11 protein-coding genes are annotated in these 13,669 nt (G+C 53.1%); 5 read left to right on the forward strand and 6 right to left on the reverse strand.

Translation table 11 applies throughout. The features are described from left to right. Window positions 1-23: 23 nt before the first annotated feature. From hslU to priA, 5 genes are all read right to left on the reverse strand, one after another. On the reverse strand, window positions 24-1,355 hold the full coding sequence (hslU, locus tag FDX11_RS04320) for an HslU--HslV peptidase ATPase subunit (protein WP_003028803.1): 1,332 nt from the start codon (window positions 1,353-1,355) through the stop codon (window positions 24-26). A 9-nt stretch (window positions 1,356-1,364) separates the two neighbouring features. After that, window positions 1,365-1,895 carry an ATP-dependent protease subunit HslV gene (hslV, locus tag FDX11_RS04325; protein ID WP_003028805.1) on the reverse strand — a complete coding sequence of 177 codons (531 nt, stop codon included), beginning with the start codon at window positions 1,893-1,895 and terminating at the stop codon, window positions 1,365-1,367. 91 nt (window positions 1,896-1,986) lie between these two features. Continuing rightward, entirely contained in the window at window positions 1,987-2,961 is a 975-nt protein-coding gene (ftsN, locus tag FDX11_RS04330) for a cell division protein FtsN (RefSeq protein ID WP_137350354.1), read from the reverse strand. A 93-nt stretch (window positions 2,962-3,054) separates the two neighbouring features. Next, window positions 3,055-4,080, reverse strand: coding sequence for a DNA-binding transcriptional regulator CytR (gene cytR, locus FDX11_RS04335; protein WP_042313387.1), 1,026 nt, complete (start codon window positions 4,078-4,080; stop codon window positions 3,055-3,057). Window positions 4,081-4,234: 154 nt separating this feature from the next. Continuing rightward, window positions 4,235-6,433, reverse strand: a complete 2,199-nt coding sequence (gene priA, locus FDX11_RS04345; protein WP_042313385.1) for a primosomal protein N' — start codon at window positions 6,431-6,433, stop codon at window positions 4,235-4,237. A gap of 257 nt (window positions 6,434-6,690) precedes the next feature. Here priA and rpmE point away from each other — a divergent pair, with 257 nt between their 5' ends. The 3 genes from rpmE to FDX11_RS04360 all read left to right on the forward strand — a co-directional run bounded on the left by rpmE (window position 6,691) and on the right by FDX11_RS04360 (window position 9,436). Then, window positions 6,691-6,903 (forward strand): 50S ribosomal protein L31, encoded by a 213-nt coding sequence (rpmE, locus tag FDX11_RS04350; protein ID WP_003028810.1) that lies wholly within the window; start codon window positions 6,691-6,693, stop codon window positions 6,901-6,903. A gap of 338 nt (window positions 6,904-7,241) precedes the next feature. Continuing rightward, a complete protein-coding gene (locus FDX11_RS04355; RefSeq protein ID WP_042313383.1) occupies window positions 7,242-7,922 on the forward strand; it encodes an oligogalacturonate-specific porin KdgM family protein in 681 nt (226 codons plus the stop codon). Between the two features lie 89 nt (window positions 7,923-8,011). Beyond that, window positions 8,012-9,436: an MFS transporter gene (locus tag FDX11_RS04360; RefSeq protein ID WP_137397552.1), complete on the forward strand. Its 1,425-nt coding sequence runs from the start codon at window positions 8,012-8,014 to the stop codon at window positions 9,434-9,436. Between the two features lie 53 nt (window positions 9,437-9,489). On the opposite strand, the gene metJ is transcribed toward FDX11_RS04360, so the two are convergent. After that, window positions 9,490-9,807 (reverse strand): met regulon transcriptional regulator MetJ, encoded by a 318-nt coding sequence (gene metJ, locus FDX11_RS04365; RefSeq protein WP_003825168.1) that lies wholly within the window; start codon window positions 9,805-9,807, stop codon window positions 9,490-9,492. 265 nt (window positions 9,808-10,072) lie between these two features. On the opposite strand from metJ, the gene metB reads away from it, so the two are divergent. Together metB and metL are read left to right on the forward strand one after the other, a co-directional pair. Then, window positions 10,073-11,233, forward strand: coding sequence for a cystathionine gamma-synthase (gene metB, locus FDX11_RS04370; protein WP_042313378.1), 1,161 nt, complete (start codon window positions 10,073-10,075; stop codon window positions 11,231-11,233). Window positions 11,234-11,235: 2 nt separating this feature from the next. After that, window positions 11,236-13,668: a bifunctional aspartate kinase/homoserine dehydrogenase II gene (gene metL, locus FDX11_RS04375; RefSeq protein WP_042313376.1), complete on the forward strand. Its 2,433-nt coding sequence runs from the start codon at window positions 11,236-11,238 to the stop codon at window positions 13,666-13,668. Window position 13,669 lies beyond the last annotated feature (1 nt).

Consider the following 13,669-nt stretch of genomic DNA (forward strand, 5'->3'; position numbering starts at 1 on the left):
TGATGAAAATGCATTGAACGCGATTATAGGATAAAACGGCTCAGATCTTCATCTGCGACCAGCGCATCCAGATGTTTGCTCACATATTCGGCATCAATTGTGATGCTTTGGCCGTTCAAATCGCTCGCATCATAGGAAATATCTTCCATCAGACGTTCCAGAACGGTGTGCAGCCGACGCGCACCGATGTTTTCGGTGGTTTCGTTAACCTGCCAGGCCGCTTCGGCAATGCGTTTAATGCCCGATTCGGTGAAGTTAATGTCCACACCTTCGGTCGCCATCAGCGCTTTGTACTGAACGGTGATGGAGGCATTCGGTTCGGTCAGGATACGCTCAAAATCGCTGGTGGTCAGCGCCTGTAGTTCAACGCGAATCGGCAGACGACCCTGCAGTTCCGGGATCAGGTCAGACGGTTTGGCTACCTGGAATGCGCCAGAAGCGATAAACAGAATGTGATCGGTTTTCACCATGCCGTGCTTAGTGGAGACCGTGCAGCCTTCAACCAGCGGTAGCAGGTCGCGCTGTACGCCTTCACGGGACACGTCCGGGCCAGAGGATTCGCCGCGCTTACAGATTTTGTCGATTTCGTCGATAAACACGATCCCGTGCTGCTCAACGGCGTCGATAGCTTCCTGTTTCAGCTCTTCCGGGTTCACCAGTTTGGCCGCTTCTTCTTCAATCAGCAGCTTCATCGCGTCTTTGATTTTCAGCTTACGCGGTTTTTGCTTCTGACCGCCCAGGTTCTGGAACATGGACTGCAGTTGGCTGGTCATCTCTTCCATGCCCGGAGGCGCCATGATTTCAACGCCCATCGGTGCGGCGGCGAGATCGATTTCGATCTCTTTATCGTCGAGCTGGCCTTCGCGCAGTTTTTTACGGAACGCCTGACGCGCAGCAGAAGGTTCCTGCGGTTGTTCAGACTGCCCCCAGTTATTTTTAGCTGGTGGGATCAGCACGTCGAGAATGCGCTCTTCCGCCATCTCTTCAGCGCGGAAGCGGTTTTTCTCAATTGCCTGAACGCGAACCATCTTAATGGCAGCGTCGGTCAGATCGCGGATGATGGAGTCAACTTCTTTACCAACATAGCCAACTTCGGTGAATTTGGTTGCTTCAACTTTGATGAACGGCGCGTTGGCCAGTTTTGCCAGGCGACGGGCGATTTCGGTTTTACCGACGCCGGTCGGGCCAATCATCAGAATATTTTTCGGCGTCACTTCATGGCGCAGCTCTTCGTTGAGCTGCATACGGCGCCAGCGGTTACGCAGGGCAATCGCCACGGAACGCTTAGCGTTATCCTGGCCGATGATGTGTTTGTTCAGTTCGCTGACAATTTCGCGTGGGGTCATTTCAGACATGGGGGATCCTTACGCTTTGGAGTTCAATTCTTCGATGGTATGGAAGTGGTTGGTATAAATGCAGATATCCCCTGCAATATCCAACGCTTTCTCAGCAATCTCGCGCGCGCCAAGCTCGGTGTTTTCCAGCAGAGCCCGTGCAGCAGCCTGGGCGTAGGGACCGCCGGAGCCGATGGCAATCAGATCGTTTTCTGGCTGGATGACGTCGCCGTTACCGGTGATGATGAGTGATGCCGTTTCATCTGCGACGGCCAGCAGCGCTTCGAGTTTGCGCAGCATACGGTCGGTACGCCAGTCTTTTGCCAGTTCAACGGCCGCTTTCACCAGGTGACCCTGGTGCATTTCCAGCTTGCGTTCGAACAGTTCGAACAGCGTGAATGCATCCGCAGTACCGCCCGCAAAGCCCGCAATGACTTTGTCGTTATACAGACGGCGGACTTTCTTCACGTTGCCTTTCATTACGGTGTTACCCAGTGTGGCCTGACCATCACCGGCGATTACCACATGGCCGTTACGGCGTACGCTTACTATTGTTGTCACGAGCAGACCCCTTGGTTACAAATGCAGAATACAGGCCCCGCACAGGATGCGGGGCGTAATGCAAGTATAGATGGGGGGGATTTTGGGGGTTTCAACCCCCAGTGGCGAGTCGAATGCAGTTTGTGTGACCAGCAACCTTCAGGCGGCTGATGGTGTTGTCGGCATTCTCTTTGCCTTTGACCGGACCAATGACCACGCGATTCCAGCCGTTGTTGGTGGTGATACGCGAGTTGAACCCTTCGAAGGCCAGCTGCGCGCGCACGGTTTCTGCCTGCTCAGCGCCTTTAAATGACCCGCACTGAACCATCCAGCGGCGTTCATCTTTTTTCTCCGCCGTCTGTTTTGGCGGTTGCGTTTCATTCGTTATTGGCGCGGCCGGTTGCGTTTTCGGCTGAACGGCGGTGGTATGCGCAGGCGTTTGCAGCAGATCCTGATACGGCTGTTGCGCCGCCGGTTTTGGCTGCGGTTTCGGCTGTTGTACCGGTGCGGTTTGCGCCGTACGCGTTTGCGGCTGCTGGTAAGGCTGTTCCGTTGCTCGTTGGCGTGGCTGTTGAGCCTGCTGCTGCGTAGTGTTCCACTGCTGCTGTTGCACCTGACGCTGACGCTGCAGCGTTTGCTGGCGTTGTTCAGGCGTTTGTTCGTTCCACGGGACTTCGTTGAGCTGCGTTGGCTGTTGACGCATGTCAGCCTGCATCTGCGCCAACAACTGGCGTTGCTCATTGGTTAACTGGTCGGCGTTCAGCACCTCGCCGCCGGCGGACGGTTCGGTAGGCGCGCGTACGCCAGGCTGACGGCTTTCCAGCTCTTTGATGTATCGCCAGCGCTCTTCCGGTTTTGGTGGAATGCCATTGCCGGTGACTTTCTGGTTTTGCAGCGTTTCGGACTCTTCTTTCTTGTGATGCGTAATGAAGTACAGACCACCGATAAAGGTCACGAGTACGGCTGCAGCAATAGCAACCATTGCGGGCGATACCGCAGGCGTATTGCGTTGTTTTTTCCGTGATGTGCTCTTTTTGCGCCGCGAAGGTGCCGGTTGGCCGCGACGTACATAATCTCGTTGTGCCACTATCGTTTCGCTGTATTTATTCGTTCGTCAGCCCGCCATGTTACTTAAGCGGCGGGCCTTTGACCAGACAGGGGAGTCCGAAAGCACTTTACTTTACGTCAGTGCCCGGGTTGTACCCCGAATAATAAGCTCGCAGTCCAGTAAACGTGAGCCACTGCTGACGTTCTGCCCTTGTAATTGATCGAGCAGTAACAGCATAGCTTCACGTCCGATATCGAAACGCGGCTGTGCGACGGTTGTCAGGGGTGGATCACAAAATTCCGCGAGCGAAATGTTATCGAAGCCGATAATCGATAAATCATCGGGCACCTTCAGGCCCTGACGTTTGGCGTAAGAGAGGGCGCCAAGCGCCATGACATCGCTGTGACAAAAGACCGCGGTAGGCGGCTGTGGTAGCGCCAGGAGCTGTTTAAGCGCATTGGCTCCCGCTTCATAGGTAAAGTCACCGCGCGCGATGAAATGCGGATCGACCGTAATTCCGTTGCGGCGCAGTGCCTGAACGTAACCTTGCAGACGGTAATGGCACAGCGGCATATCCTCTGGTCCGGCGATACAGCCAATGCGTTTATGTCCCAGTTCCAGCAGATAGTTCATCGCGTTAAAGGCGGCGGTGAGGTTATCAATGTGCACGGTGGGAAGTTCCAGCTCTGGCGCGAACTCGTTGGACATAACCATCGGCGGTAAATTACGCTGCTCTTCCACGCTGGCATCAAACGGCAGGCGCGAGCTGAGCAGCACCATGCCATCGATCTGCTTGGTGATAATGAGGTTAAGAAAGGTCTTTTCCTGCTGATTCTGGTGCGCGCAATCGCCGATAAGCACCAGATATCCCTGTTCTGCGGCGGTGACTTCTATGCCACGAATGACTTCGCTAAAAAACGGATCGCAGATATCCGGTACAATCACCAGAATGGTACGTGACTCATTACGCTTTACGTTGCGTCCCATCGATTGAGGTAGATATCCCACTTCCAGAGCAGCTTGCTCAACCTTGTTACGGGTTGACTGCGAAACTTTGTCTGGGTTCATTAATGCGCGGGATACGGTTGCCGTTGAGACTTTCGCCTTCAGAGCAACATCTTTCATCGTAGCGGCGGCAACCTGCTTATTCGGTTTCACTCTTTCTCCTCGCCAGGGCGGCTGGCACAGACTCGTCCCTGGATAACCTTCATCTGAAACATTTTTATCAGATAGTGAATGGAAGCGGTTACAGAATTTTCATAAAAAGTGTGATGGATATTTAATTTTACGATCCGCCTCGCATCGTGAGGGATTATCCCTCGATGGGATCGACATCCAGCACCCATTTAACCTTACGTGCATCGGGTAATGTATTAATCAGCGCCAGCGTGCCGCTGACGATATGCTGCAGGCGAATTCGCGACGGGTGCTGCAACAAAATTTGCCAGCGATAGCGACCGCCACGTTTGGGGGCCAGGGCAGGAACCGGGCCTAACACCCACAGTTTTTCATCGGCCAGCGGACTGGCCTGAATCAGATTTCGTAACTGCTGCAAGAACATCGGCGCATGCTGGTTGTTGTGATCTTCTGCCCGCACGATGACATGGCTGGTCCATGGGGGAAGCTGGAGCGTTTGTCGCTCGGCCAGCGCCTGTTCGGCAAAGGCGTCATAACCTTTATACAGCAAGGTTTGCAGCAGCGGATGTTCAGGGTGGTGCGTTTGCAGCACCACTTCGCCCTGTTTCCCGGCGCGCCCGGCACGCCCGGAAACCTGCGTATAAAGCTGGGCGAAGCGTTCTGCCGACCGGAAATCTGCGGAGAACAGCGCGCCGTCAACGTCCAGCAGCGCCACCAGGGTGACGTCCGGGAAATGGTGGCCTTTTGCCAGCATTTGCGTGCCGATCAGGATCCGCGCGCCGCCGCGGTGTACTTCCGCCAGATGCTGCTCCAGCGAGCCTTTACGGCTGGTCGTGTCGCGATCGATGCGTGAGATTGGCACGCCGGGGAAAAAAGGCGCCAGAGCCTGCTCAAGCTGTTCGGTGCCGAGTCCTACCGGAACCATATGCGTTGAGCCGCAGGAAGGGCACTGACGCGGTATCGGACGCTGACTGTCGCAGTGGTGGCAGCGCAGATGGTGCTGCGCCTGATGCAGCGTGTAGTAGTGATCGCAGCGCGGGCATTCAGCAATCCAGCCACAATCGTGACACAGCAGGGCAGGAGCAAAGCCCCGGCGATTCAAAAACAGGATCACCTGATTATCCGCCTGCAGGTGCTGACGCATACGGGCGATAAGCGCAGGGGCGAGTCCGGCCTGCACCTGCTGACCTTTCAGATCCAGTACGTGCTGAGTGGCTGGGCGGGCATTCCCGGCGCGGCGCGTCAGGCGCAGCATGCGGTATTTTTTCTGCCGCACGTTGCACAGCGTTTCCAGTGCTGGGGTGGCTGAGCCGAGAATGATGGGAATTTGTTCGCTATGGGCGCGATAAACCGCGAGGTCGCGCGCATGATAGCGCCAGCCTTCCTGCTGTTTATAAGAGCTGTCGTGCTCTTCGTCGATGACAATCACGCCCAGATTTTTAAACGGCGTAAACAGCGACGAGCGAGTGCCGATAACAATCGCCGCTTCGCCATTTTTCGCCTTCAGCCATGCCGAAAGACGTTCACTGTCATTTAAACCCGAGTGCAGGACTTCGACCGGCGCATTGAAGCGCTCGCGAAACCGGGCAATAGTTTGCGGCGTCAGGCCAATCTCCGGCACCATTACCAGTGCTTGTTTGCCCTGGGCGAGCACATTTTCCAGTACGCTTAAATAGACCTCTGTTTTACCCGATCCCGTCACGCCCGCTAATAGCCAGGCGCTAAAACTGTCAGAAGCGCTGTGGATCGCCCCGACAGCGGTAGCCTGTTCGGTATTCAGCCGCAGACGCTCACCGGAAACCGCGTAGTGCGTACGCCAGTCGCTAAATCCTGGCGTTTCGCTTGCCAGATCGCACAGGCCTTTTTTACGCAGCGCCTGCAAGGCGGCGTCATTAAATTCCAGCTCTGCCACCTGGTCGCGCCAGATTTTTCCCTGGCGTAATGCTGCCAGCGCCTGCTGCTGCTTGGGAGAGCGCTTCAGGCCGTTGAGATCAATAACCTGGCCCTCTTCAGTGGCAAACCAGTACCACATGGGCGCGTTGGTAGCCGGGCGTCCCTGGCGTAGCAGAATCGGCAGGGCATGAAACAGCACGTCGCCAATAGGATGATGATAATAGTCAGCTGCCCATAACAGCAGACGCCAGACGGAGGTCGAATAGACCGGTTCGCTGTCCAGCACTTCGAGAACGGCTTTTAATTCGCTCCGCGGCAGTTCGCTGTGCTCGCTGACGGAAAGGACGATGCCCACGCGCTCCTGCTGCTTGCCAAAAGGCACGCGTACACGACACCCGGCTTTGGCACTCATGCCTTCCGGCAGGAGGTAGTCAAAGGTGCGAGGTAGCGGAACGGGTAAGGCAACGTGCGCAACGGGCATTGAATCATCCTGACTTGAAATCTGGCGGGTTAGTATACACATTAGTGAAGGGTAGAATGCGGATCAGTTTGCATGAGCAGGTTAATTTCTGTATGATTCGCCGCCTTTGATGCAAATTGATTGCGTCAAACAATGACCATTACCCGAGAATTTCAAGCTGTTGATGCAGTGTGAAAGGTGACGGGGAATAATTAACATCGCGTGGTGTCTGGCGTTAGGGCTGGAAGAGCGACGCGGCCTTAAACCGAGGTTTTCCCATGAAAAAAGATATTCACCCGAAATACGAAGAAATTACTGCAAACTGCTCTTGCGGTAACGTCATTAAAATCCGCTCTACTGTCGGTCACGATCTGAACCTTGACGTGTGCAGCAAGTGCCACCCGTTCTATACTGGCAAGCAGCGTGATGTTGCTACCGGTGGCCGTGTTGATCGCTTCAACAAGCGTTTCAGCATCCCAGGCAGCAAGTAAGTTTCAGCTGTCAGAAAAAAGCGCCTTACGGCGCTTTTTTTGTATCTGCGCCTGAAGACTGAAATTTATATTGATGTGTTGAATAGTGTCTTTTATTTAATAAATAAAACAGTGTTTTTATTTTTTAGGTAAAATGTTTCTACTGGTGATCTGCGTCCTTTTTATCTTCTGGTTTTTGCCACTCATGCTAATTGTTGGCAAAATACCAAAGGTTTCTGCTTTCTTTCTAAAATACACTTTCGTCGAAATATAAAATTATTCTTAATCCTTCATCGTTTCCCATTAATGGACGGAACGAGATGGGTAATTTCCTTGATTTAGTGTGAAGAGGGATGGTCATGAAATTTAAATCTGCGTTATTACTGATTCCATTATTCTCTGTGGCCGCGCAAGCGGGTTATGTTGATTATCGTCATGAATATTATGACGATGGGCGTAATTACGATCGTGTTTATATGTCTCATCGTTTTGCGACTGGTTTTGGTGTTGCAGTTGAAGCTATTTCACGTTCCGAAGATACGCAATCTAATGATGCGTGGAATAATATGGAAAGTAATGGCAACGAGTATACGGCAAGCTACCAGTTTACCTGGCGGGATCTTATCTGGCAGCCGGGTATTGCGATTGAAACGGGCGATAACATCACGATTTATAAACCTTATATCCGCGTACAGTACAATATCAATGACTGCTGGTGGACTGCGTTCCGCTATCGTCAGGAGTACATGCGCAGAAACACTGACGGCAAGGATGACCGCATGGTCTATCGTCCGGAAGCATGGCTCGGTTATAACATTCATGACTGGATGTTTGAGCTTAACGGTATTTATAAAATTGCCGATAGCGAAGATTTATATAACAACCGCAAAGACGATTATGAATATAACTTCCGTGTGGCTTATAAAATAGGTTCCTGGATTCCATTTGTTGAGGTGGGTAACGTTTCCTCCGGTTATAACACCACCACCACAGACGATCGTCAGACTCGTTATCGTGTCGGTCTCGGTTATAACTTCTGACCATTAATACTCTTCATAGCGGTTTATTATGCTGAGCATCGGTATATACATATAGTTTGCGTGAATAATGAGTCTAAGGAGTTGACATCATGTCTAATGATGGAACTACAATCGGAAGTAATCAAAGTATTGCTGTCAGGCCTTTCGGATTAAGAGATAAATTTGGTTATTTGTGTGGTGACCTCGGAACCTGTTTTATTCTTGGGTTGGTGAACAGTTTTCTAATGATTTATTACACTAACGTACTCGGTATTTCCGGCGTTATTGTAGGCTCGCTCTATTTTGTAACCAAACTCTTTGATGCGTTTGTCGACGTTGGCGTAGGGCGTTTATGTGATACCTCTAAACTAACGGTACATGGACGGTTTAACCCGTGGGTGCGCCGTATGAAGTATCCTTTCTGCATCATTGCGGTCGTCTTGTTCCTGCCATTTGTGAATGATTTCTCTTATACGGCGAAAATTATCTACATCTGCTGCTCCTATTTTATCTACGGTTCGTTGTTATCGACGGTCAGTATCCCGTATGGTGCCATGTCTGCGGCGATCAGCTCGAACCCGGAAGATCGTGTTTCGCTCTCAACCTGGCGCAGCGTTGGGTCAGCCATCGGCGGCGGGGCAACCGGCTTTTTTATTCCAATTCTGATGTACACCACCCTGGTGGACGGAAGCCAGGTGATTTCCGGGCAGCATTTCTTTTGGATTGCCATTGGTTGCGCAGTGCTGGGCTTTATCTTTTTAACCCTAACCTGTCAACTAACGACGGAACGCGTGCGTGTGGAGAGAAAAGAGAGCATGCCCGTGTCGGTATTACTGAAGGGGTTGTTACGCAACAAGGCACTGATTGTTCTGGTTGTGGTGGATCTGCTGATTGTGATTAATCAGGGGTTGTCCGGGACCAATATGACCTACCTGTTTAATGACTATTTCCATAACAAAGAGGCCATGTCCGTTGCATTGCTGTTTACCTTTGGCTCTCTGGTTTTGCTGGCGCCATCGGCATCCTGGCTCACGAAGCGGTTTGGTAAAAAAGAAGCGAGTGTAGGCGCGTTGCTCTTTGCGGTAGCGATGTATCTGATTATGTACTTCGTCCACATTACCGACGCGAAAGTCTATTTGGTTTTCCTGTTTCTGGCGACGCTGGGTGTGGGGTTATTCAACCTGATGATATGGGCGTTTATGACTGATGTTTGTGATTATCACCAGTATGTCACTGGCGATCGTGAGGATGGTACCGTTTATGGCGTGAACTTCTTCGCCCGCAAGGTCGGTCAGGCGTGCGCCGGGGCTATTGGCGGCTTTATGCTGGCCATCATTGGTTATCAATCTTCCTCAACGGGTGGGGCTGTGCAAACCAGCATCGTGCAGGAAAATATTTATACGATGGCGAATCTCCTGCCGGCTTTGTGCCTGTTTTTGGCGGCGGTCATTCTGATTTATTGCTATCCATTGAACCGTAAAGAAACGCTCAAAATGGAAGAAACATTGAATAAACTCAATGGAATTAGTAAGTAGCGTTGTGAAAGATGGCGGGAGCAATCCCGCCTTCTTTCATCTTTCTTCAACAATTAGTATTCCCACGTTTCCGGGTTGATACCCAGTTCACGCATGATTACCTTTGCTTCTTCCGGGATTTCATCACTGCGCTCTTTACGCAGGTCGTCATCGTTGGGTAGTGGTTGCCCGGTAAAAGCATGCAGAAACGCTTCACACAGCAGTTCGCTATTGGTGGCGTGGCGCAGGTTGTTCACCTGACGACGCGTGCGTTCATCGGTAAGGATTTTTAACACCTTCAGAGGAATGGAAACCGTAATTTTTTTTACTTGCTCACTCTTCTTACCGTGCTCAGCGTATGGGCTGATATATTCGCCGCTCCATTCAGCCATGAGATACCTAATCCTCTTCGTCATTAATATTGAGGCCAGAACCTGAGCCCGGACCATAATTGCGCGTAGTTTATCGTAGTGGCGCGGCCCTGACACGAAGTAAGCCGACGCGGATGTACGCTAATGCATATAATTTTAACGGCTATTTGCGGTTTGCTCAATCTATACGCAAAGAAGTTTAGATGTCCAGATGTATTGACGTCTATTGTAACTATGATTAATCTGGTGCCTGACTTTTCACCGACTCAGCCAGGATCTCCTCAATATGACGCGTAAACAGGCCACCATCGCAGTGCGTAGCGGATTAAATGACGACGAACAGTACGGTTGCGTTGTCCCGCCGATTCACCTCTCCAGTACCTATAACTTTACCGGTTTTAATGAACCTCGCGCCCATGACTATTCACGCCGCGGTAACCCGACGCGCGATGTGGTTCAGCGCGCGTTGGCAGAACTGGAAGGTGGCGCGGGCGCGGTACTAACCAATACCGGTATGTCGGCGATTCATCTGGTGACGACGGTATTCCTGAAACCTGGCGATCTGCTGGTCGCGCCGCACGACTGTTACGGTGGCAGCTATCGCCTGTTTGACAGTCTGGCAAAGCGTGGCTGTTATCGCGTACTGTTTGTCGATCAAGGCGATGAGCGGGCGTTGCAGGCGGCGCTGGCGGAAAAACCGAAGCTGGTGCTGGTAGAAAGCCCCAGCAACCCGCTACTACGCGTGGTGGATATTGCGAAAATCTGTCAATTGGCGCGTGAAGCTGGTGCAGTCAGCGTGGTGGACAACACTTTTTTAAGCCCGGCATTGCAAAATCCACTGGCATTGGGCGCCGATCTGGTGTTGCATTCATGCACGAAATATTTAAACGGTCACTCAGACGTGGTGGCTGGTGTGGTGATAGCGAAAGATCCGGAAACGGTCACTGAACTGGCGTGGTGGGCGAACAATATTGGCGTGACCGGCGGCGCGTTTGATAGTTATCTGCTGTTGCGCGGCCTGCGTACTCTGTCACCGCGTATGGAGGTGGCGCAACGTAATGCTCAGGCGATTGTTGATTATCTGCAAACGCAGCCGCTGGTGAAAAAATTGTATCACCCGTCATTGCCGGATAATCAGGGGCATGAGATTGCCGCGCGTCAGCAAAAAGGCTTTGGCGCGATGCTGAGTTTTGAACTGGATGGCGATGAGCAAACGCTGCGTCGCTTCCTTGGTGGGCTGTCATTGTTTACGCTGGCGGAATCGTTAGGAGGCGTTGAAAGTCTGATCTCCCACGCTGCAACCATGACACACGCGGGAATGGCGCCAGAAGCGCGCGCGGCAGCAGGGATTTCGGAAACGCTGCTGCGTATCTCCACCGGTATTGAAGATGGCGAAGATTTAATTGCCGACCTGGAAAATGGCTTCCGGGCTGCAAACAAGGGGTAAACATGAGTGTGATTGCGCAGGCAGGGGCGAAGGGTCGTCAACTGCACAAATTTGGTGGTAGTAGTCTGGCTGATGTGAAATGTTATCTGCGTGTCGCAGGCATTATGGCGGAGTACTCGCAGCCTGATGACATGATGGTTGTTTCAGCCGCAGGCAGTACCACTAACCAGTTGATTAGCTGGCTGAAGTTAAGCCAGACCGATCGTCTTTCTGCGCATCAGGTTCAGCAGACGTTACGTCGCTATCAGAGCGAGCTGATTAGCGGTTTGTTACCACCAGAAGTGGCCGACGGCCTGATTGGTGCGTTTATTCACGACCTGGAGCGTCTGGCCGGATTACTCGACAGCGGCGTGAACGATGCCGTTTATGCTGAAGTTGTCGGACACGGTGAGGTATGGTCGGCGCGTTTGATGTCCGCCGTCCTTAACCAACAAGGTATGGAATCGGCCTGGCTGGATGCGCGCGATTTTTTACGTGCGGAGCGTAGCGCTCAGCCGCAGGTGGATGAAGGTCTCTCTTACCCATTGCTGCAGCAACTGCTGGCGCAACATCCGGGTAAACGCCTGGTCGTTACCGGTTTTATTAGCCGTAGCAACGCCGGTGAAACGGTACTGCTGGGGCGTAATGGTTCTGACTACTCGGCGACGCAGGTTGGCGCGTTGGCTGGGGTTTCTCGCGTAACTATCTGGAGCGATGTCGCCGGGGTTTACAGTGCGGATCCGCGTAAAGTGAAAGATGCCTGCCTGCTACCGCTGCTGCGTCTGGATGAAGCCAGCGAACTGGCGCGTCTGGCGGCTCCGGTCCTCCATGCCCGTACCTTACAGCCGGTTTCCGGCAGTGATATTGATCTCCAGCTGCGTTGTAGCTATACGCCGGAGCAAGGTTCAACGCGTATTGAACGCGTGCTGGCTTCCGGGACCGGGGCGCGTATCGTGACCAGTCATGACGACGTCTGCCTGATTGAGTTTCAGGTTCCCACCGGTCAGGACTTTAAGCTGGCCCACAAAGAGGTCGACCAGATTTTAAAACGCACCCAGGTGCGTCCGCTGGCGGTGGGTGTGCATCCCGATCGCCAACTGCTGCAATTTTGCTATACCTCCGAAGTCGCTGACGGCGCGTTGAGAATTCTTGATGAGGCCGGATTGCCGGGAGAGCTGCGTCTGCGTCAAGGGCTGGCGCTGGTGGCGATGGTCGGGGCGGGCGTCACCCGTAACCCGTTGCACTGCCACCGCTTCTGGCAGCAACTGAAAGGTCAGCCGGTTGAGTTCACCTGGCAGTCGGAGGAGGGCATCAGCCTGGTCGCCGTACTGCGTACTGGACCGACGGAGAGCCTGATCCAAGGTCTGCATCAGTCAATTTTCCGCGCGGAAAAACGTATCGGCCTGGTGTTGTTCGGGAAGGGGAATATTGGATCACGTTGGCTGGAGCTATTCGCCCGTGAGCAAAGTACGCTCTCGGCGCGTACCGGATTAGAGTTCGTGCTGGCAGGTGTGGTTGATAGCCGCCGTAGCTTGCTGAATTATGAAGGGCTGGATGCCAGCCGCGCGTTGGCCTTCTTTGATGATGAGGCAGTGGAACAGGATGAAGAGTCGTTGTTCCTGTGGATGCGCGCCCACCCGTATGATGACTTAGTGGTGCTGGACGTAACTGCCAGTGAGCAGTTGGCTGATCAATATCTGGATTTCGCCAGCCACGGTTTCCATGTTATCAGCGCCAACAAACTGGCAGGTGCGAGCAGCAGTAATAAGTATCGCCAAATTCATGATGCGTTTGAAAAAACCGGTCGTCACTGGCTGTACAACGCCACTGTGGGCGCAGGTTTGCCGATCAACCATACCGTGCGCGATCTGATTGATAGCGGAGATACCATTCTGTCGATCAGCGGGATCTTCTCTGGCACGTTGTCGTGGCTGTTCCTGCAATTTGATGGCACGGTGCCTTTCACCGACCTGGTGGATCAGGCGTGGCAGCAGGGGCTGACCGAACCAGACCCGCGCGTGGATCTTTCCGGCAAGGATGTGATGCGTAAGCTGGTGATTCTGGCGCGTGAAGCGGGTTACGACATCGAGCCGGATCAGGTTCGCGTGGAGTCGCTGGTGCCTGCGCATTGTGAAGAAGGCTCTATTGACCATTTCTTTGAAAATGGCGATGAACTGAACGAGCAGATGGTGCAGCGTCTGGAAGCGGCGCGTGAAATGGGGCTGGTGCTGCGCTATGTGGCGCGTTTTGACGCTAACGGTAAAGCACGTGTGGGTGTTGAAGCGGTACGTTCTGAGCACCCGCTGGCGGCATTGTTGCCGTGCGATAATGTGTTCGCCATTGAAAGCCGCTGGTATCGCGATAACCCGCTGGTGATTCGCGGACCTGGCGCAGGCCGCGATGTGACCGCCGGAGCCATTCAATCGGATATCAACCGCCTGGCGCAGTTGCTGTAGT

The sequence above is a fragment of the Citrobacter sp. wls714 genome, assembly GCF_005281025.1.
Classification (GTDB): Bacteria; Pseudomonadota; Gammaproteobacteria; order Enterobacterales; family Enterobacteriaceae; genus Citrobacter; species Citrobacter werkmanii.

Bases quoted from the DNA above. Each gene is read 5' to 3' on its own strand.
- metL (WP_042313376.1), top strand. From the start codon at position 11,236: ATGAGTGTGATTGCGCAGGCAGGGGCGAAGGGTCGTCAACTGCACAAA.
- priA (WP_042313385.1), bottom strand. From the start codon at position 6,433: ATGCCCGTTGCGCACGTTGCCTTACCCGTTCCGCTACCTCGCACCTTT.
- metB (WP_042313378.1), top strand. From the start codon at position 10,073: ATGACGCGTAAACAGGCCACCATCGCAGTGCGTAGCGGATTAAATGAC.
- rpmE (WP_003028810.1), top strand. From the start codon at position 6,691: ATGAAAAAAGATATTCACCCGAAATACGAAGAAATTACTGCAAACTGC.
- FDX11_RS04360 (WP_137397552.1), top strand. From the start codon at position 8,012: ATGTCTAATGATGGAACTACAATCGGAAGTAATCAAAGTATTGCTGTC.
- FDX11_RS04355 (WP_042313383.1), top strand. From the start codon at position 7,242: ATGAAATTTAAATCTGCGTTATTACTGATTCCATTATTCTCTGTGGCC.
- metJ (WP_003825168.1), bottom strand. From the start codon at position 9,807: ATGGCTGAATGGAGCGGCGAATATATCAGCCCATACGCTGAGCACGGT.
- hslU (WP_003028803.1), bottom strand. From the start codon at position 1,355: ATGTCTGAAATGACCCCACGCGAAATTGTCAGCGAACTGAACAAACAC.